Genomic DNA, 18245 nt, shown 5'->3' with positions numbered 1-18245 from the left:
GTGATCGAGGACATCAAGAAGCGCGCCCTGCACCGCACGAAGATCATCGAGGGCCAGCTGCGCGGCATCGAGAAGATGATCGAGAACGACGACTACTGCGTCGACATCATCACCCTGTCGCTCGCCGTGCAGAAGTCGCTCGGGTCGCTCAACAAGCTGCTGGTCGAGAACCACCTGCGCACGCACGTCACCCACCAGTACGAGGCGGGCGGCGACGAGCGCGAGGCGGCGGTCGCCGAGCTCGTGCGCATCTTCGAGCTCTCCAACCGCGGCTGAACGCTCGCACCGCGATCCCGCCGCGGGTGCGAGCGCTGCCGCCGAGCGCCACCGGCCCGACTCGACCTCAGGTGCCGGGCGCGGTCTCCGCGAGCCAGGCGTCGAGCTCGCTCGGCTCATCGGTGATGATGCCGTCGACCCCGAGCGCATTCACCGCCTCCCAGTGCTCGAGCTTGTTGAGCGTGTAGCAGAGCACGGCGATCCCGGCCTCGTGCGCACGCTCGAGCGCCCCCGGCACGGCCGTGACGGAGTCGACGGTCGTGGCAAACCCGATGAGCCCGAGGTGCTCGGCGAGCGGCACCGGGTTCGCCGGCAGCTCGCGGATGAGCATGATGCGCGGCAGCGTTGGCGCTGCGGCCTGGAGCGAGGTGAGCGTCTCGATGCTGAAGCTCTGGAACACGACCCGGCCGCGCAGGCCGTGACGCTCGACGAGGTCGGTCACGAGCCGCACCTCGTCGGGCCTCCAGTCGGCCTTGAGTTCGACGAGCGCCCGGGCCTGGTCGCGCGAGGCGAGCTCCGCGAGGAACGCATCGAGGGTCGGGATCTTCGCGCCGGCGTACTCGGGCGCGTACCAACCGCCGACGTCGAGCCGTTCGAGCTCGTCGAGGCCGAGATCGCCGACACTGCGACGGTCGCCGGTGATGCGCTCGAGGGTCGTGTCGTGGAAGAGCACCGGCACGCCGTCTCGGCTGAGCTGCACATCGGTCTCGACGAATTCGAGTTCGTCCATCGCGAGCTCGAGCGAGGGCATCGTGTTCTCGGGCGCGGTCGCCCGATCACCGCGATGCCCGACGGTGAACGCCGGCTCGCCGGGCTGGCGGAGCGCGCCGAACACGTCGATCGCGTAGACGACGGGCGGCGACTGGGCGATGAACAGCACCGTCGCCATGACCGCTACGGCGACCGCCGCGAGGACGGCGCGGAGCGTACGTCGGGGCGGGTGGGCGAGGGCGGCGATGAATCGGAATCGGGTCGGGGTCGCGGGTGCGGCGGCACTCGGCCGCCGACGTGCGGTCGTCGGGGCGACCGCACGCGAGGCGTGCGTCACGGGTTCGGGCCTTTCCACCGATCACGCTTCGTCGGGCGACCGGTGCAGGAAACTTTAGCACCACCGTTACCGTTTCGTTACCATGCGATTCGGCCGAGGATGCCTCGTGCCGCGGGCATGCCGCGGCCGCACGCGCACCACCGCGCAACGGGCCGGTCGGCGAGCGGACTCAGCCCTCCGCCGGCACGACCGCCTGCATCGTCGCGCTCGTGCGCGGGAGATCGGCGGCGGCCGCCGAGCGCGACCGCCGCGCACCCGTCACCGCCGCTCATTGCCTCGGCGGTAGTTGCCGGTGACCCGGGCAAGCAGGTGCTGCGCCGCCATGTCGTCGCCGGCGGCCTCGGCTCGCTCGAGCCCGGCCGTGAGCCGGGCCGCGGTCGAGCCGCCGACCGTCACGACGACCCGGCCGCCGCGCGACACGAGGACCGCGCCGTCCTTCGCGACGCGGTACTCGAACGGGTCGGAGACGAGGCGACCCCGCTCGTCCGACGCGCCTCGCCGGCCCGACATCGCGCGCCGCCTAGCGCAGGCTCTTCGTGTGCCAGACGGTCTTCGTCTCGGTGAATGCCGTGATGCGGCCGAGGGCGGGAGCCGCGGCATCCGGCCCGTTTTCGGGACGCAGCACGCGCTTGAGCGTGTCGGCCGCGTCGATCTCGAGCGAGACCCAGTCGAGCCCGCCCGCGCCGACGAGGTCGATCGCGTTGACGTCGGCGTGGCTCGCGAGCCATGGCGCGATCTCGGCGGGCGAGCCGGTGAGCACGTTCACGACGCCCTTCGGCACGTCGCTCGTGGCGAGCACCTCGGCGAGGCTGATCGACGACAGCGGGAAGCGCTCGCTCGCCACGATCACGACGGAGTTGCCCGCCACCAGCGCCGGCGCGAGCGCCGAGACGAAGCCGACGAGCGACGAGTCCTGCGGTGCGATGACCGCGATGACACCGCTCGGCTCGGGCACCGAGATGTTGAAGTACGGGCCCGCGACCGGGTTCGCGTTGCCCGCGACCTGGGCGAACTTGTCGGCCCAGCCGGCGTACCAGACCCAGCGGTCGATCGCCTCGTCGACCTGCGCGGCGGCGACGGCGCGGGAGACGCCCTCGGCCTCCTCGATCTCGGCGGCGAACTGGGCGCGACGGCCCTCGAGCACCTCGGCGATGCGGTACAGCACCTGGCCGCGGTTGTACGCGGTCGCGCCGGCCCAGCCGGCGACGGCGCCGCGTGCGGCGACGACCGCGTCGCGCGCGTCCTTCCGCGACGCCTTCGCGGCATTCGCGAGGAAGCGGCCGTCGGCCGCGACCACCTCGTAGGTGCGCCCCGACTCGCTGCGCGGGAACGCGCCGCCGATGTAGAGCTTGTACGTCTTCGGCACGGCGAGGCGGCTCACTTCGCAGCTCCCTTCTTCACGGCGCCCGCTCGTCGAGCGCGCGGCTTCGGCTTCGACGCGGATGCCTCAGCCGAGGCATCCGCGCCCTCGATGCGGCGCTGCGCGCCCGACCGGCCGGCCGTGACCTGCGCGGCCGAACGGCCGATCGGGGCGGGCGACAGGTAGGCGGCGAGGCCGTGCCGGCCGCCCTCGCGACCGTAGCCCGACTCCTTGTAGCCGCCGAAGGGCGAGCTCGGGTCGAAGCGGTTGAACGTGTTCGCCCAGATCACGCCCGCGCGCAACTGGTCGGCGACCGCGAGGATGCGACTGCCCTTGTCGGTCCAGATGCCCGCCGACAGGCCGTACGGCGTGTTGTTGGCCTTCGCGATCGCCTCCTGCGGCGTACGGAAGGTCAGCACCGAGAGCACCGGACCGAAGATCTCCTCTCGCGCGATGCGGCTCGAGGTCTGCACGTTCGTGAAGATGGTCGGCGCGTACCAGAACCCGTTCTCGGGGATCTCGCACGGAACGCTCCAGCGCTCGGCGCCCTCCTCGACGCCCGCGTCGCTCAGCGCGCGGATGCGGTCGAGCTGCTCGCGCGAGTTGATGGCGCCGATGTCGGTGTTCTTGTCGAGCGGGTCGCCGAGGCGCAGCGTCGAGAGGCGGGTCTTCAGCCGCTCCACGACCTCGTCGTGGATGTTCTCCTGCACGAGCAGGCGGCTGCCGGCGCAGCAGACGTGGCCCTGGTTGAAGAAGATGCCGTTGACGATGCCCTCGATCGCCTGGTCGATCGGCGCGTCGTCGAAGACGATGTTCGCGGCCTTGCCGCCGAGCTCGAGGGTCGCGCGCTTGTCGGTGCCGGCGATCTGCTTCGCGATGGCGCGGCCGACTGCGGTCGACCCCGTGAAGGCGACCTTGTCGACGCCCTCGTGGGCGACGAGCGCCGCGCCCGTGTCGCCCGCGCCCGTGACGATGTTCACGACGCCCGCGGGCAGGTCGGCCTGCTGCAGGATCTCAGCGAAGATGAGCGCCGTGAGCGGCGTCGTCTCGGCCGGCTTCAGCACGACCGTGTTGCCGGCGGCGAGCGCCGGCGCGATCTTCCACGCGAGCATGAGCAGCGGGAAGTTCCACGGGATCACCTGCGCGGCGACGCCCAGCGAACGCGGATCGGCGCCGAGACCGGCGTGGTCGAGCTTGTCGGCCCAGCCCGCGTAGTAGAAGAACCAGGCGGCGACGAGCGGCACGTCGACGTCGCGCGACTCCTTGATGGGCTTGCCGTTGTCGAGCGACTCGGCGACGGCCAGCTCGCGGGCTCGCTCCTGAACGAGGCGCGCGATGCGGAAGAGGTACTTGCCGCGGTCGCGGCCGCTCATCTTCGACCAGACCCGGTCGTAGGCGCGACGGGCCGCGGCGACCGCGTCGTCGATGTCGGCCTCGTTCGCGTTCGCGATCATGGCGATGCGTTCTTCGCTCGAGGGCGAGATGGTCTGGAAGGGAGTACCGCGGCCGTCGACGAACTCGCCGTCGATGAAGAGGCCGTAGCTGTCGCGGAGGGACAGGATCGCGCGCGACTCGGGGGCCGGCGCGTAGTCGAGGAAGCTCATGTTCAGTCCAGTCAGTCGATCGTCACGTAGTCGGCGCCCGAGTAGTGCCCGGAGGTCATCTTCTGCCGCTGCAGCAGCACGTCGTTGAGGAGGCTCGAGGCGCCGAAGCGGAACAGGTGCGGCACGAGCCACTCCTCGCCGACGGTCTCGGCGACCGTGACGAGGTACTTGATCGCGTCCTTGGAGGAGCGGATGCCGCCCGCCGGCTTCACGCCGACGCGGTGGCCGGTGAGGCGGTGCCAGTCGCGCACGACCTCGAGCATGAGCAGCGTCACCGGCAGCGTCGCCGCCGGGGCCACCTTGCCGGTCGAGGTCTTGATGAAGTCGCCGCCCGCGAGGATCGCGAGCCACGACGCGCGACGCACGTTGTCGTACGTCACGAGCTCACCCGTCTCGAGGATCACCTTGAGGCTCGCGCTCGTGCCGTCGGGGCGACGGCAGGCCTCCTTCACGGCCGCGATCTGGTCGAAGACCTCGCCGTATCGGCCGGCGAGGAAGGCGCCGCGGTCGATCACCATGTCGATCTCGTCGGCGCCCGCGGCGACCGCCTCGGCGGTGTCGGCGAGCTTGATCTCGAGCGACGAGCGGCCCGACGGGAAGGCGGTCGCGACCGCGGCGACCGAGATGAGCCCGTCGTCGGGGTCGCCGTGCGCGGCGCCGAGGGCCTCGATCGCGAACGGCACCATGTCGCCGTACACGCACACCGCGGCGACGCGCGGCACCGTGGGGTCGGCCGGGTCGGGGTTCATCGCCTTTGCGACGAGCGAGCGCACCTTGCCCGGGGTGTCGGCGCCCTCGAGCGTCGTGAGGTCGATGAGCGAGATGATCTTGTCGAGCGCCCAGCGCTTCGAGGTCGTCTTGATCGACCGGGTGCCGAGGGCGGCGGCGCGCTGCTCGAGCCCGACCGCGTCGACCCCGGGGATGCCGTGGAGGTAGCGGCCCAGGGTCTGGTCGTCGGGCTCGCCGCCGAGCACGGCGAGCGCTCGCTCGCGCGCGGTGACGAGCGCGGTGCCGGGGTTGACCGGAGCTGACATGGGGGTGACCTGGCTTTCGTTCATGGGTGGACGGCGTCAGCCGTCGAGGAGATGGAGTGCGGTCGCCTCGTCGGTGACGAGCACCGAGCAGAGGCCGCTGCGCACGACGGCGTCGGCCACGGCGTGCTTGGCCGGGCCGGCCACCACTGCGATCGCGAGCCGTGCGGCGCGGAGTTCGTCGAGCGTGAGCCCGACCGTGCGCGCGTCGAGCGCCGGGTCGACGATGTTGCCGTCGGAGTCGATGTAGCGCCCCACGACGTCGCCCACCGCACCCTTGGCGACGAGCAGGTCGACGTCGGTCGGCGACAGGTAGCCGCTCTCGACGTGCACGGAGTTGTGGTCGGCCGCGCCGGCGCTGAAGAGGTACGCGTCGGCCGACCTGGCGAGCTCGATCACTCCGGCGACGACGCGGTCGGACTCGATCGCCTCTTTCGTCTCGAGCCGCTCGAGGATCGCGGGGCTCGGCAGGAGCGTCGCCTGGCCGCCGCCCTTCTGCGCGATCGAGACCGCCGTCGCCGCGGCGGTGCCCGCGCGACGGTTGAGGCTCACACCGCCGTTGATCTGCACGACGTTGACGCCGGTGGCCCAGCCGTTGCGCAGGTGCTGCGAGATCTCGAACAGGGTGCGCCCCCAGCTCACGCCGAGGGTGCGCGGAACGGGCCGGAGCGCGGTGAGGTAGTCGGCGGCCGCCTGGGCCGTGCGGGCCTGCAGTTCTTCGATCGATGCGACGCCGGCTGACGACACGACGATCGCGTCGTCGAGGCCGCGCTCGTCGCGCAGGCGTCGCTCGATCGGGAGACGCCTCGCGCGCGGGTGCACGATCTCGATGCGGATGAACCCCCGATGCTTCGCCTGCGCGAGAAGTCGACCGACCTTCCACCGGGTGAGGTTCAGTGCCTGCCCGATCTCGTCCTGCGTCTTGTTCTCCTCGTAGTAGAGCTCGGCCGCCCTGATCGAGAGGAGTTCGTCGATCTCGTCCATGCGCCTCCGTCCGCCTCCCTCCCAGCGTAGGCAGCGCGGTGCTCAGCGGCAACACTCGCGGGCCTTCCTGCTCATATGAGCATTCCGGGCACGGATGCTGCGCGCCTATGCTGGTGCAATGCCCACGCCCCTCGCGCTCGCCGTGGACTTCGGCGGCACCAAGGTCGAAGCCGCCCTCGTCGACGAGACCGGCCGCCTCGTGCCCGGCTCCCGCCACCGCCGCCCCACCGGCCCGACCGCCGCAGCGGCCGAACTCGACGACGCCGTGCGCACGGTCGTGGCGGACGCCCTCGCCTCCCTGCCGGGCGATGCCGGGCTCGTCGGCGTCGGCGCAGGGTCGGCCGGGCCCATCGATGTGGCGACCGGTCGCGTGTCGCCGCTGAACGTGCCGGCCTGGCGCGGGCACCCCCTGCGCGACCTGCTCGTCGAGGCGGTGCCGGGCGTTCCCGTCACCCTCCGCATCGACGGGCTGTGCATCGCCCTCGCCGAGCACTGGGTCGGCGCGGGCCAGCAGGCCGAGAACCTGCTCGGAATGGTCGTCTCGACGGGCGTCGGCGGCGGCATCGTGATCGGCGGTCGCGCCGTCGCGAGCCCGACCGGCAACGGCGGCCACATCGGCCACATCGAGGTCGGCGGCTTCGACGACCGGTGCGCGTGCGGCGGCCGCGGCTGCCTCGAGGCCGTCGCATCCGGTCCGCGAACCGTGTCCTGGGCGCGCTCGCAGGGCTTCCAGGGCACCACGGGCGAAGATCTCGCCCGCGCCCACGCGGCTGGCGATGCGGTCGCCATCGCCGCCGTCGAACGCTCGGGCCGAGCGATCGGCCAGGCGATCGCCTCGGCGACGAACCTGCTCGACCTCGATCTCGTCGCGATCGGCGGCGGCTTCTCCCGGGTGTCCCCCGTGCTGTTCGACCATGCCCGCGCCGCCGTCGCCGAGCGCACCGCGTTCAGCTTCGCGACCAGGGTCGACATCGTGCCCTCGGGCCTCTCCGACGAGGGCCCGCTCATCGGCGCGGCCGCGCTCGTGCACCGTCCCGACCTCGTCGTCTGACGCCGCACCGGTTCGCGGCGCGTCGAGCATGCCCGACGCGCCCCCGGACGCCGTCTCCCGGGCACGGGTTCAGCTGCCGTCGGCGCGTGGCACCGCAGGAGCGTGAGGGGGGTTCCCGACCGCCGGCGCCGCTCGGCCGCCGTGCGGGCGGTCAGCGCGGGCCGGCGTCCTCGACGTAGCGCGGCTTCGCGGCGACGACGCCAGCGATCGCACCGGGCACGATCGACAGGAGCAGCAGGATGATCGGCACCGTCCAGTCGCCCGTCGTCGCGTGCACGAAGCCGACCAGCAGCGGCCCCGCGGCGGCCACGAGATACCCGATCGACTGCACGAAGCCCGACAGCGCGACCGCGCCGGCGTGGGTGCGCGAACGCAGGTTGATGAGCACGAGTGCGAGCGGGAACATCAGCGGACCGATCCCCGCGAGCGCCACCCAGAGCCAGGTGGCCGTCTCGGGCGCGAGCAGCAGCCCGAGGTAGCCGAGCACGAAGGCCGCCATCGAGACCGCGACGAGCAGGCGGACCCGGCCGTACCGGGCCGCGACGATCGGCACGACGATGCCCGCCGGCAGCCCCATCGCCGCGTACAGCGACAGCAGGGCGCCGGCCTGCGCCGGCGTCACACCCGCGATGTCGACGAGCACCCGGGGCAGCCAGGCGAATGCCGAGTAGGCGTTGAACGAGCTCACGATGAAGATGACGGCGAGCGCCCACGCGACGGGGGAACGCACGACGCGCCCGAGACCGCCCGCGGCCGGCTCCTCCGGGAGCGCGTCGCGGGCGTCCCGCTTCGGGTGCACGAGCAGCGCGATCCAGGGCACGACCGAGACGACCGCCACGAGGGCCCAGGCGCCGATCGAGACGCGCCAGCCCGCCGCATCCGCGACCGGCACCGCGACGAGGGGCGGAACGAACGTGCTGATCGACATCGCCGTCACGTAGATCGTCGTCACGAGTCCGATGCGATCGGGGAAGTACCGCTTCACGAGCGGCGGAAGCAGCACGTTGCCGATTCCGGTCGTGGCGAAGATCACGGCTCCGGCCGCGACGAGGGCGAGCGCCGAGTCGGCGAGACCGCGCCAGGCGAGACCCGCCGTGAGGGCGATGAGCGCGCCGACGAGCAGCGGCTCGAGCCCGAAGCGCTTCGCGAGCGGGGGCGTCGCGATGCCGAACACGGCGAAGCAGAGCGGCGGCAGCATGCCGAGCAGGCCCACGACGACGGGCGCCAACGCGATCTCGTGCTCGACCCGCACGATGATCGGCGAGAGCGACGCGACGCCGGTGCGCAGGTTGAACGCGACGAGCGCGATGCCGATCAGGGCGAGGGCGCGGCCCGCCCAGAGCGGCCGTGCGGCGCCGGTCACAGGCCGAGGATGCCGCGCGTGCGCTCGACGTCGTCGCGGATGGTGTCGATCAGCGCCGGGATGGTCGTGAACGCGACCATCCCACGGATCCGCTCGACGAACTCGACGTCGACGACGTGGTCGTAGAGGTCGAGCTCGCGGTCGAGCACGTACGCCTCGACCTGCTTCTTCGGCACGCCCTCGAAGGTCGGGTTGTCACCGACCGAGATCGCCGCCGGATAGCGCGTGCCGGCGTCGGTGAGCCAGCCCGCGTACACGCCGTCGGCCGGGATGAGCCCCTCCGACTCGGGCGTCAGGTTCGCGGTCGGGAACCCGAGCTCGCGCCCGCGGGCGGCGCCGTGCACGACGATGCCCGAGACGGTCGGCGTGTGGCCGAGGAGCTCGGTCGCGCGGCGCACGTCGCCCTCGGCGAGGAGCTCGCGCACCCAGCTCGACGAGACGCGACGTTCTCCGTCGGGGGCGACGTCGTCGACGACCTCGACCGTGAACCCGAACGTCGCGCCGAGGTCGGCGAGGAGCGCCACGTCGCCCGCGCCGCGGGCGCCGTAGCGGAAGTCGCGGCCGACCAGCACGGCCTTCGCATGCAGGGTGTCGACGAGCACCCGCTCGACGAACTCCGTCGCCGGCACCGACGCCAGCGCACGATCGAACGGCAGCAGCACGGTGGCGTCGAGGCCCGTCGTCGCGAGCAGCTCGAGCTTCTGCCGGTTGCTCACGAGCGACTCGGGGCACTTGTCGGGCGCGAGGAGCGCGAGCGGGTTGCGGTCGAAGGTGACGACCGCCGTCGCCAGGTCCTGCGCTTCGGCGATCGTGCGCAGCCGCGCGATGATCTCGCGGTGACCGCGGTGCACGCCGTCGAACTTGCCGATCGTGACCGCCGTCGGCCCGAAGCCGTGCGGCACCGCATCGAGTCCCTTGAAGGTCTTCACGCGGCGCCCGCCTCGACCGGCCGGTGCTTCGCGAGCCACCACATGCCCAGCACGGGCAGCACGAGCGGGATGAACAGGTACCCGCGCCCGAACCACGACCACACGGTGTCGTGCGGGAAGAGGGCCGGATCGATGATGCTCAGCGCGCCGACGACGAGCACGCCGGTGAGCTCGAAGGTGAGCGTCACCCAGGCGACGCGGTACCAGGCCCGCCCCGGCCGCACGAGCGCGATGGTCGCGACCACGTAGACGGCCGCCGCGAGCGCCGAGAGCGCGTACGCGAGCGGGGCCTCGTCGAACTTGGACACGATCTGCACGAACGACCGGCCGAGCGCCGCGAGGGCGAGCACCCCGTAGACGGCGACGAGCACGCGACCGACGCCGCTCATGCGGGTGCGGGTGCCGGCCGGTCCGGTCGGGGCGGGGGCGCTCTGCAGTCGTTCCATGACGTTCGATTCTCTCAGAAGCACAGGACCTCAGATGCCCTGCACGGTCCAGATCTGGTACATGCGATAGACCATCACGGCGACCGCGAGCGCCGCCACGCCGAGCACGACCGTCGACCACCGGTTCGGTTCCAGCAGTGCCCAGAAGGCGGCGGCGGGCGGCACGAGTGCGGCCGCAACGAGGTACACCCAGAACTCGAGGGCGCTCCCGGTCGGTGCGTTGCCGACGAGCGGCGCGACGATCGCGATCACGACCTGCGCCACGAGCAGCACCTCGACGACCGCGACCGATCCCAGGCTGAGGTCGCTGGGCTTGCGTCCGGCGAGGCCGAGCGCGAGGCACAGCAGGCCGGCTGCGACGGCGACCGCGAGCTGCAGCCAGGTGAACCAGTCGATCATGCGCTCTGCTCCTGCGGGAATCCGGTGACGACCTTCCACTGCGCGCCGCGGCGCTCGACGATCGCGACGAGGCGGTCGCCCGGCGCGATCGCGGCGACGGCTTCGGATGACTCGGCGGCAGCGGCCCCCGCGGCGATGCGCTTGCCGTGGCCGAGGTCGACGGCCTCGCCGTCGGTGATGTCGAGGATCGGGAGGGCGCGCCGGGCCGCGTCGGCGGGGGCGATGAGCCGTTCCGCGACGTCGAATCCCTCGAGCGTTCCGGCTTCGTCCACCGCGAATCGGCCGATGCGGCTGCGTCGCAGCGCGGTGAGGTGGGCCGCAGTGCCGAGCGCAGCGCCCAGGTCGCGGGCGAGCGCCCGCACGTAGGTCCCGGAGGAGCATTCGACGCGCACGTCGAGGTCGAGGCATCCGTCGCCCGCGGGCCGGGCCGCGAGCAGGTCGTAGGCCGACACCGTCACCCGGCGGGGCGTGATCTCGACCGTCTCGCCGTCGCGCACCCGTTGGTAGGCGCGCTTGCCGTCGATCTTGACGGCGCTCACCGAGCTCGGCACCTGGTCGATCTCGCCCGTGAAGGCGTGCATGGCGGTGCGGATCTCCTCGGCGCCGCCGTCGCCGGCCTCGGAGAGCGCCGCGACGACGGCATCGCCCTCCGGCGTTCGCGGCAGCGGGTCGCCCTCGGCGTCGTCGGTCGTCGTGCCGAAGCCGAGGCGCACCGTCGCGAAGTACTCCTTGTCGAGGCCCACGAGGTAGTGCAGCAGCCGGGTGGCACTGTCGACGCCGAGCACGAGCAGGCCGGTCGCCATGGGGTCGAGCGTGCCCGCGTGCCCGATCTTGCGGGTGCCGGCGAGCCGGCGCATGCGGGCGACCACGTCGTGGCTGGTGATTCCCTGCGGCTTGTCGACGAGGAGGATGCCGCTGTTCACGCCCTACAGGCTAACAGCCGGGACGGCCGCGGCCGACGGGGCGGCCGCGCCGCCCAGCGGGCCGACGAGGTCCGCGGCCCTACGCTGGATGCCGTGAAGATCGGCATCATCGGCGCGGGCGCGCTCGGCGGGACGTTCGCGGCGCTGCTCGCCAGGGCGGGACACGACGTCGAGGTCACCGCGCGGGGCGCGGGGCTCGCGGCGATCCGGGAGCACGGGATCCGGCTGAGCGGCGGATACGGTGATGCGCACGTGAGCGTCGCGGCTGCCGAGACGCTGTCGGTGCGCCCGGATCTGGTGCTCGTCTGCACGAAGGCGCAGGACGCGGCCGCGGCCATCGAGGCCAATGCGGCGCTCGTCGACGGCGTCCCCGTCGTCGTCGTGCAGAACGGCCTCGACGGCGTCGCGACGGCGGAGCGCCTGCTCCCGTCGTCGACGTGCGTCGGCCTGCTCTCGATCATCGCGGCGAACTACACCGAGCCGGGGGTCGTGCGGGTGACGACGCCGGCGACGAGCTACCTCGGCCGCGGCGACGGAGAACCCGACGCCGAGTCGGTTCGCCTGGCGCGCATCCTCTCCGACGCCGTGCCGGTCGTCGCGATCGCCGGATTCCGAGGCGCCCAGTGGACGAAGCTCGTCGTGAACATGGTCAACGCGGTGCCCGCCATCGTCGGCCGCAGCGTGCAGGCGGTCATCGACGATCGCAGGCTGCGCCGGGTGGTCGCCGCGTCGATGCGGGAGACGGTGCGCGTCGGCATCGCACGCGGCGTGCGGTTCGGTTCACTCCAAGGGTTGGGCGACCGGCGGCTGCGGCTCTTCGCCCGGCTGCCGCTCGCACTCGGGCAGGTGCTGCCGTGGCTCATGCGCGTGCGCATGGGTTCGGTGCCGAACCTCGGCTCCACCCAGCAGAGCGTACGTCGCGGGCAGCCGACGGAGATCGACTTCCTCAACGGCGCCGTCGTGCGCGAGGCGGCCGCCGTCGGCCGCGACGCGCCCGTGAGTCGAGCGCTCACGGCACTCCTGCACGAGGTCGAGGCGGCGGGCGCTCCCCTTCCCGACGAGCGCGTGCTCGCGGCAGTGCCCGTCTGACGCGGATGCCTCGGGCGCCTGCCGCCCGAGGCAGCCCGCCCGGTCCGAGCGACGACGAAGGGGGCCCGGCGAACCGGACCCCCTCCTTCAGTGCGCCTGATCAGCGCCGCTCGGGCCTCAGGCCTTCTTGCGGCGCAGGCGTGCGACGACCACGAAGGCGGCGCCCGCGAGCACGATCACTCCCGCGACGATCGCGATCGAGGTGCCGGCGAAGCCGGTCTCGGCGAGGTCGGAGCCACCGGACGCGGTCGGGGTCGACGGCGCCTCGCCCTCGCCACCGGGCTCGCCCGGGGTCTCGGGCACCGGCGGAGCGGCCACGCAGTCCGGCGTCGCCGGCGGGTAGCTGAGCGCGACCGAGAGCTCGGGGTTCACGACGAGCGTGGCGCTCGTGAGGTCGCGGGTCCAGGCGAAGTTGCCGTCGGTCTCGGCCCACGTCCCGTCCTCGAGCTGCTCCCAGCCGGGCCAGCCGTCGGCGTTGCCCTCGTCGTCGACCGAGGCGCCCGGCCACAGCGTGCGGCCCTCGAGGGTGCCGTCCTCATCGAGTTCGCCCAGTTCGAGCGTCTCGGTGTTCGTTCCGTCGCTCAGCACCAGCTGCACGGCACGGTTCTGCACGGTCCCGTCGGGGTCGTCGAGCTGCACGGTGAAGAAGATCCACGGCGCGTTCGCCTCGCAGACCCCCGTCGCGACCGAGCCCTCGAGCGTGGCGCGGCAGGGCTCGTCGGTGTAGGTGAACGTCCAGCTCGTCTGCACGCCCTCGGCGAAGACGTAGCCGGGGTTGGCGGTCGCGGTGACGGTCACCACGCCGGGCTCGACCGAGGTCACGTTCCAGGTGATGGCGTCGGTGTCCTCGGGGAGGTAGTGGCCGTCGTTCGCCGTACCGCAGGCGTCCACGGACCGCGGCCCGATCTCGATCGTGACGACCTCGGGCTGCTCGGCGCACGGCTCGTTCGTGAAGACGAACGTCCATTCGCTCTGCGAACCCTCTTCGAAGACGTAGCCCTCGGCCGGGGTCGCGGTCACGACGACCTTGCCCTCGGCCACAGAACCGGTCGTCGACCAGCTGTAGTCGTCGGTGTCGCTCGGAACGGTGTAGCCGTCGTTCGCGGTGCCGCAGAGGTCGACCATGGTCGGGACGACCTCGATGACGCCGACCTCGGGCTCCTCTTCGCACGGCTCGTCCGTGAAGGCGAACGTCCAGGAGGTCGTCGCGTCGTCGGCGAATCGGTAGCCGTCCTTGGCGGTCGCAGTGACCACGACCTCGCCCTCGGCGACCGAGCCCGACTCGGACCAGGCGATGGCGTCGGTGTCGCTCGGCAGGGTGTAGCCGTCGTTCGCGGTGCCGCAGAGGTCGGCCGACGTGGGAACGACGTCGATCGTGACGACCTCGGGCTCCTCCTCGCACGGCTCGTCGGTGAACGTGAACGTCCACGAGGTCTTCGCACCTTCGGCGAAGATGTAGCCGAGCTTCGCCGCGGCGCTCACGGTGACCTCACCGGATGCGACCGATCCGATGAAGGACCAGTCGATCGCCTGCGTGTCGGAGGGGAGCTGGAACGTGTCGTTGCCGATGCCGCACAGGTCGATGTGCGACGGCGCCGCCTCGATCGTGACGATCTGCGGCTGCCCGGGCTCGTCGACGTAGTGCACCGAGTAGTGGCTGATCGCCTTGCCGCCGGGGTAGGTGATCGTCACCGTCTTCGCCGGCGGTTCGACGTCGATGATCTGCGGACCGTTGCCGTTCTTGACGGAGCCGGCCTTCACGCAGTAGTAGTCGATGAGCTTGCCGTCGGGCGCCGTGACCGTCACGGTCTTCGGGTCGCCGGTCGTGTCGATCTTGTCGGTCCCGTTCGGGAGGTAGCTCGGGCAGACCTTCATCTCGCCCTCGCCGCCCCCGTCGCCGCAGAGCGCGCTGTCGAGCGTGATGGCGCCGGCGTTGTTCGCCTTCTGGTTGTTCGACCACTTCGCCGACAGCTTCAGCTCGTGCGTCTCGCCGAGCGCGGCGCCCTGCTGCACGAACGTGACCTCGCCGCTCGCCGGGATCGTCGTCCCGGTCGCGACGATCGACTCGTCGGACGACTTCGTGATCGTCTCCTGGAGATCCTCGGAGTTCGCGACGGTCCACGTGATGTCGGCCGTCGTGCCGTCCGTCGAACACACGGCCTCGGCCGTGATCGTGTTGTGGTGCGCCGACGCCGGGGCGGCGACGCCGACGAGCGCGAGGCCCGCGCCGAGCGCGAGCGCGGCCACGGCCGCGGCGAGGCGCCGCACCGGGTTGTGAGTGGGGCGCTTCCGCATGCGGACGTCGCCGTGGGCATCGTGCGTCAGACCGACGCCGAGCTTGCTCATTCGGGATATCTCCTGGGTTCGGCCCAGCGGGGGCGGCGAAAACCGGGTGGAGCGAACGAGCGGAGAGCGCGTCAGGGCGCGGTCGCTGGGCGATCGACCCGACGGGCGGCGTGCGGTGCACGCGCGGGGTCGGGTCGATCGCGCAGCGACGATCGGCGCGAACGGGTGGTCGCGCCGATCTCTGCGGGATGTTCGGGTAATTCGGGTGGTGCTCGGGTGTTGCGTCGGGTTTCGCTGCCTGCCGGGGGCTTGGGCAATCAGTTCATTATGTCCTCAAAGAGGGGGACGCGCTACCGTTTCGGGCACAGATCGGCACAGATGTCCCCCGAAGACGGGGTACTCCGATCGGGGTACATCGCAGAAGGCCTTCGTGAGGTGCGAATCAGCGCCTGATCGGCCGCTCGGGCTCGGTGAGATCGACGAGCGCGTCGGCGACGGCGCGCGGGTCGCGATCGGCGTAGGCGAGCCGGTCGGCGGCATCGACCGGCTCGCCGTCGACGACGATGCGGTAGTCCCAGAGGTCGTCGAGCCGCTCGCGCAGCACGAAGCGCCCGTCGAGCACGAGGATGGCGTCGGCGGGGCCGGTGATCCACCTCGGCTCGACCCATGCGTCGCGAGCGGGGTCGAGCACGCGCGTGACGAACGCGGTCGAGCCGGCCATGCGGAACGGCTCGACGAGCACGCGCTTCAGCGCCGACTCGTCGAAGCCGTACCGGTAGTAGCGCTCCGCGGTGTCGTCGCCGAACGCGTCCTGTGCGGCGCGGGAACGATGGAACCCCTCCATGCGCGCGCGGAACACCGCGTGCCCCGCCTCTTCGAGCACCGCTCCGAGATCGTCCGCCAGGGCGGTCTTGCCGCTCTGCACGGGACCGTCGACGGCGACGATCATCCGGCCGCGGCCGTACCGCTGCGCGATCTCCGCGGCGAGCTCGCGGAGGAACGCGACCCGAGGCGTGGTGACGAGGCGCATACGAGCGAGCATAGCCGCGGGGCGTCCGGGTCGCCCTAGGCTGGAGGGATGCCTCGCGCGCACGCCTCCTCGATCGCCGACGTGGTCGTCGCGTGGTTCGACGGCGCCGCCCGTCCGCTGCCGTGGCGCGCCGCCGACGTCTCGCCCTGGGCCGTGCTGGTCAGCGAGTTCATGCTGCAGCAGACCCAGGTCGACCGGGTCGTCCCGCGCTGGGCGGCGTGGGTCGAGCGCTGGCCGACCCCGGCGAGCCTCGCCGCGGAGCCCGCGTCCGAAGCGGTGCGCGCGTGGGACCGCCTCGGTTACCCGCGCCGGGCGCTGTGGCTGCACCGGGCCGCGGTCGAGATCGTCGAGCGGCACGGCGGCGAGGTGCCGCGTGACGTCGATGCGCTCCTCGCCCTGCAGGGCGTCGGCCCGTACACGGCACGCGCGGTCGCCGCGTTCGCGTTCGGCGTTCGCGTACCCGTCGTCGACACGAACACCCGGCGCGTGATCGCCCGCGCCGTCGACGGCCGGGCTGAGCCCGCTCCCCCGTCGACGGTGCGCGACCTCGCCGCGATGACCGCACTGCTTCCCGAGGCGGATGACGCGGCGCGGGCGTTCAACGCGGCCGCCATGGAGCTCGGGGCGACCGTCTGCACGGCGCGCGCGCCGCAGTGCGGCGCGTGTCCCATTCGCGATCGATGCGCGTGGCGCGCCGCCGGCCATCCGCCGTACGTCGGGCCGCGCAAGCCCCGGCAGGCGAGATTCGAAGGCTCCGACCGGCAGGTGCGCGGCCTCGTCATGCGCGAGCTCCGCGCCGCCCACCGTCCCGTGACGCGCGACGAGCTGTCGGTCGTCTGGGCCGACCGCGGCCAGCTCGACCGCGCCGTCTCGGGACTCGTCGCCGACGGCCTCGCCGTCGAGGTCGACGGCGGCCTCGCGCTGCCCGACGCCTGAACCGCGGAACCGCCGCCTGCACGCACCGGTCGGGTGTGCGAGCATGCAGGGATGACCCTCGCCTCCGACCCGCGCCCAGCACCGAGCCCCGACGACCTGCTCGTGCTGCTCGCGGTCGCCAGGGCCGGCCGTTACACCCTCGCCGCCGCCGAGCTCGGCCTCAACCACACGACCGTGGCTCGGCGGATCGACGCGCTCGAGAACGCCCTCGGCGGGCGCGTGCTCGCGCGGAGCGCCTCGGGGTGGGTGCTCACACCGCTCGGCGAGCACGCCGTGGCATCGGCGGAGGCCGTCGAGCAGGCGATGAACGGCCTGCGACCCGGCGGCACGACCCTCACGGGCGTCGTGCGGCTCTCGGCGACCGACGGGTTCAGCGGGTTCATCGCGTCGCCTGCGATCGTGGCGGTGCGCCGCGAGCATCCCGGAGTCACGCTCGAGATCGTCGCGGCGCAGCGCCGTGCGACGCAGCAGCGCGTCGGCATCGACCTCGAGGTCGTCGTCGGCAAGCCGCACGTGCAGAAGGCCGAGGCGATCCACGTCGCCGACTACGTGCTCGGGCTCTACGCGAGCCGCGACTACCTCGCGGCGAACGGAACCCCGGCCTCACCGCGCGAGCTCGCGGGCGCCCCGCTCGTCTACTTCATCGAGTCGATGCTGCAGGTCGACGCGCTCGACGAGGCGCGCCGCCCGACGCAGGGCATGGTCGACACCGTCTCGAGCACGAACGTGTACGTCCAGGTCGACGCGACCCGCGCCGGCGCCGGCCTCGGCCTGCTGCCCGCGTTCCTCGCCGACCGGCACGACGATCTCGTTCGGCTGTTCCCCGATGAGATCGAGGAGCGGCTCCCCTACTGGCTGGTCTGCCGCCCCGAGGCGTTGCGGCAGCCGACGGTGCTCGCCTTCATCGCGGCGCTGCGCGCCCGGGTCGCCGAGGTGCAGGGCGCACTGCTCGGCGTGCGCGGACCACGGCACGGCTGACCGGACGGAAGCCGCCCGCGATCAGCGCGCCTCGGCCTCGTCGAACTCGTCGTCCGCCTCGTCGTCGAGCTCGCGCGGCTTGACGTAGGGGTCGGCCTCGCCCGCATACTCGGCGGTCGCCGCGAGCGCGGTCGTCTCCTCGTCGCGCGTGCGCGCCTCGCGCAGCAGCTCCTCGATGTGCTCGGCGTTCTCGGGGATCGCATCGGCGATGAACTCGAGCGACGGGGTGAGCCGCGCCGTGATGTTGCGGCCGACCTCGCTGCGAAGCATCCCGGTGGCCGCCTTGAGCGCGAGCGCGGAGTCGCGACGCTCCTCGTCCGTGCCGTACACGGTGTAGAAGATGCTCGCGTGCTGCAGGTCGCCCGTGACGCGCACGTCGGTGATCGTCACGAAGCCCAGACGCGGGTCGCGAAGGCCCTTGTCGAGACGCCGGGCGACGATCTCCTTGATGCGGTCGGCCATCTTCCTGGCACGTGCCGGATCAGCCATGGTGGTCAGTGCTCCTTCCGAGC

General features: G+C 72.3%; 19 protein-coding genes. 5 read left to right on the top strand and 14 right to left on the bottom strand.

Features of this window, described 5'->3' with window-relative positions; genetic code table 11:
- On the top strand, window positions 1–276 hold the full coding sequence (locus PX701_RS14560) for a metal-sensitive transcriptional regulator (RefSeq protein ID WP_275506703.1): 276 nt from the start codon (window positions 1–3) through the stop codon (window positions 274–276).
- A gap of 67 nt (window positions 277–343) precedes the next feature.
- On the opposite strand, the gene PX701_RS14555 is transcribed toward PX701_RS14560, so the two are convergent.
- From PX701_RS14555 to PX701_RS14530, 6 genes are all read right to left on the bottom strand, one after another.
- Complete coding sequence (locus tag PX701_RS14555; RefSeq protein WP_275506702.1) at window positions 344–1324, bottom strand: glycerophosphodiester phosphodiesterase; 981 nt, start codon at window positions 1322–1324, stop codon at window positions 344–346.
- A gap of 258 nt (window positions 1325–1582) precedes the next feature.
- Entirely contained in the window at window positions 1583–1834 is a 252-nt protein-coding gene (locus PX701_RS14550; RefSeq protein ID WP_275506701.1) for a hypothetical protein, read from the bottom strand.
- A 10-nt stretch (window positions 1835–1844) separates the two neighbouring features.
- Complete coding sequence (locus PX701_RS14545) at window positions 1845–2705, bottom strand: aldehyde dehydrogenase family protein (RefSeq protein WP_275506700.1); 861 nt, start codon at window positions 2703–2705, stop codon at window positions 1845–1847.
- Entirely contained in the window at window positions 2702–4288 is a 1587-nt protein-coding gene (locus tag PX701_RS14540; protein ID WP_275506699.1) for an aldehyde dehydrogenase family protein, read from the bottom strand. Before PX701_RS14540 ends, PX701_RS14545 begins: the two co-directional genes overlap by 4 nt.
- Window positions 4289–4299: 11 nt before the next feature.
- On the bottom strand, window positions 4300–5322 hold the full coding sequence (deoC, locus tag PX701_RS14535; RefSeq protein WP_231431410.1) for a deoxyribose-phosphate aldolase: 1023 nt from the start codon (window positions 5320–5322) through the stop codon (window positions 4300–4302).
- 36 nt (window positions 5323–5358) lie between these two features.
- Window positions 5359–6303 carry a sugar-binding transcriptional regulator gene (locus PX701_RS14530; RefSeq protein WP_231431411.1) on the bottom strand — a complete coding sequence of 315 codons (945 nt, stop codon included), beginning with the start codon at window positions 6301–6303 and terminating at the stop codon, window positions 5359–5361.
- 118 nt (window positions 6304–6421) lie between these two features.
- Between PX701_RS14530 and PX701_RS14525 the strand changes: the two genes are divergently transcribed.
- Window positions 6422–7354, top strand: a complete 933-nt coding sequence (locus tag PX701_RS14525; RefSeq protein ID WP_275506698.1) for an ROK family protein — start codon at window positions 6422–6424, stop codon at window positions 7352–7354.
- A 151-nt stretch (window positions 7355–7505) separates the two neighbouring features.
- Here PX701_RS14525 and PX701_RS14520 read toward each other — a convergent pair whose 3' ends face one another.
- The 5 genes from PX701_RS14520 to truB are packed head-to-tail and all read right to left on the bottom strand — an operon-like array spanning window position 7506 to window position 11414.
- A complete protein-coding gene (locus tag PX701_RS14520) occupies window positions 7506–8717 on the bottom strand; it encodes an MFS transporter (protein WP_275506697.1) in 1212 nt (403 codons plus the stop codon).
- Window positions 8714–9646, bottom strand: a complete 933-nt coding sequence (locus PX701_RS14515; protein ID WP_275506696.1) for a bifunctional riboflavin kinase/FAD synthetase — start codon at window positions 9644–9646, stop codon at window positions 8714–8716. The genes PX701_RS14520 and PX701_RS14515 overlap by 4 nt, the downstream gene beginning before the upstream one ends.
- Window positions 9643–10092, bottom strand: a complete 450-nt coding sequence (locus PX701_RS14510; protein WP_231431415.1) for a hypothetical protein — start codon at window positions 10090–10092, stop codon at window positions 9643–9645. The genes PX701_RS14515 and PX701_RS14510 overlap by 4 nt, the downstream gene beginning before the upstream one ends.
- A 30-nt stretch (window positions 10093–10122) precedes the next feature.
- The gene (locus tag PX701_RS14505; RefSeq protein WP_231431416.1) at window positions 10123–10491 is read right to left on the bottom strand and encodes a hypothetical protein; all 369 of its coding nucleotides are present in this window, start codon (window positions 10489–10491) and stop codon (window positions 10123–10125) included.
- Window positions 10488–11414, bottom strand: coding sequence for a tRNA pseudouridine(55) synthase TruB (truB, locus tag PX701_RS14500; RefSeq protein WP_275506695.1), 927 nt, complete (start codon window positions 11412–11414; stop codon window positions 10488–10490). Before truB ends, PX701_RS14505 begins: the two co-directional genes overlap by 4 nt.
- Before the next feature lie 93 nt (window positions 11415–11507).
- Between truB and PX701_RS14495 the strand changes: the two genes are divergently transcribed.
- Complete coding sequence (locus PX701_RS14495) at window positions 11508–12503, top strand: ketopantoate reductase family protein (protein ID WP_275506694.1); 996 nt, start codon at window positions 11508–11510, stop codon at window positions 12501–12503.
- A 117-nt stretch (window positions 12504–12620) separates the two neighbouring features.
- Here the strand turns inward: PX701_RS14495 and PX701_RS14490 are convergent, their stop codons facing one another.
- Both PX701_RS14490 and PX701_RS14485 read right to left on the bottom strand, forming a co-directional pair.
- Window positions 12621–14849 (bottom strand): InlB B-repeat-containing protein, encoded by a 2229-nt coding sequence (locus tag PX701_RS14490; protein WP_275506693.1) that lies wholly within the window; start codon window positions 14847–14849, stop codon window positions 12621–12623.
- Window positions 14850–15231: 382 nt separating this feature from the next.
- A complete protein-coding gene (locus tag PX701_RS14485) occupies window positions 15232–15819 on the bottom strand; it encodes a nucleoside/nucleotide kinase family protein (RefSeq protein ID WP_231431420.1) in 588 nt (195 codons plus the stop codon).
- Between the two features lie 48 nt (window positions 15820–15867).
- On the opposite strand from PX701_RS14485, the gene PX701_RS14480 reads away from it, so the two are divergent.
- Both PX701_RS14480 and PX701_RS14475 read left to right on the top strand, forming a co-directional pair.
- The gene (locus PX701_RS14480) at window positions 15868–16755 is read left to right on the top strand and encodes an HhH-GPD family protein (protein ID WP_275506692.1); all 888 of its coding nucleotides are present in this window, start codon (window positions 15868–15870) and stop codon (window positions 16753–16755) included.
- 51 nt (window positions 16756–16806) lie between these two features.
- Window positions 16807–17733 (top strand): LysR family transcriptional regulator, encoded by a 927-nt coding sequence (locus tag PX701_RS14475; protein ID WP_275506691.1) that lies wholly within the window; start codon window positions 16807–16809, stop codon window positions 17731–17733.
- A 21-nt stretch (window positions 17734–17754) separates the two neighbouring features.
- On the opposite strand, the gene rbfA is transcribed toward PX701_RS14475, so the two are convergent.
- On the bottom strand, window positions 17755–18222 hold the full coding sequence (gene rbfA, locus PX701_RS14470; RefSeq protein ID WP_231431423.1) for a 30S ribosome-binding factor RbfA: 468 nt from the start codon (window positions 18220–18222) through the stop codon (window positions 17755–17757).
- Between the last annotated feature and the right edge of the window lie 23 nt (window positions 18223–18245).

Origin of the sequence: Agromyces chromiiresistens, from assembly GCF_029167465.1 — a bacterium.
Lineage (GTDB): Bacteria > Actinomycetota > Actinomycetes > Actinomycetales > Microbacteriaceae > Agromyces > Agromyces chromiiresistens.
Note: the sequence above shows the minus strand (reverse complement) of the source record. Positions and strands in the feature narration are given on the sequence as shown.

Excerpts from the sequence above, each read along its gene's own strand:
- PX701_RS14550 (WP_275506701.1), bottom strand. The coding sequence starts at position 1,834 with ATGTCGGGCCGGCGAGGCGCGTCGGACGAGCGGGGTCGCCTCGTCTCC.
- PX701_RS14540 (WP_275506699.1), bottom strand. The coding sequence starts at position 4,288 with ATGAGCTTCCTCGACTACGCGCCGGCCCCCGAGTCGCGCGCGATCCTG.
- deoC (WP_231431410.1), bottom strand. The coding sequence starts at position 5,322 with ATGTCAGCTCCGGTCAACCCCGGCACCGCGCTCGTCACCGCGCGCGAG.
- PX701_RS14530 (WP_231431411.1), bottom strand. The coding sequence starts at position 6,303 with ATGGACGAGATCGACGAACTCCTCTCGATCAGGGCGGCCGAGCTCTAC.
- PX701_RS14525 (WP_275506698.1), top strand. The coding sequence starts at position 6,422 with ATGCCCACGCCCCTCGCGCTCGCCGTGGACTTCGGCGGCACCAAGGTC.
- PX701_RS14510 (WP_231431415.1), bottom strand. The coding sequence starts at position 10,092 with ATGGAACGACTGCAGAGCGCCCCCGCCCCGACCGGACCGGCCGGCACC.
- PX701_RS14505 (WP_231431416.1), bottom strand. The coding sequence starts at position 10,491 with ATGATCGACTGGTTCACCTGGCTGCAGCTCGCGGTCGCCGTCGCAGCC.
- PX701_RS14490 (WP_275506693.1), bottom strand. The coding sequence starts at position 14,849 with ATGAGCAAGCTCGGCGTCGGTCTGACGCACGATGCCCACGGCGACGTC.
- PX701_RS14485 (WP_231431420.1), bottom strand. The coding sequence starts at position 15,819 with ATGCGCCTCGTCACCACGCCTCGGGTCGCGTTCCTCCGCGAGCTCGCC.
- PX701_RS14480 (WP_275506692.1), top strand. The coding sequence starts at position 15,868 with ATGCCTCGCGCGCACGCCTCCTCGATCGCCGACGTGGTCGTCGCGTGG.
- PX701_RS14475 (WP_275506691.1), top strand. The coding sequence starts at position 16,807 with ATGACCCTCGCCTCCGACCCGCGCCCAGCACCGAGCCCCGACGACCTG.
- rbfA (WP_231431423.1), bottom strand. The coding sequence starts at position 18,222 with ATGGCTGATCCGGCACGTGCCAGGAAGATGGCCGACCGCATCAAGGAG.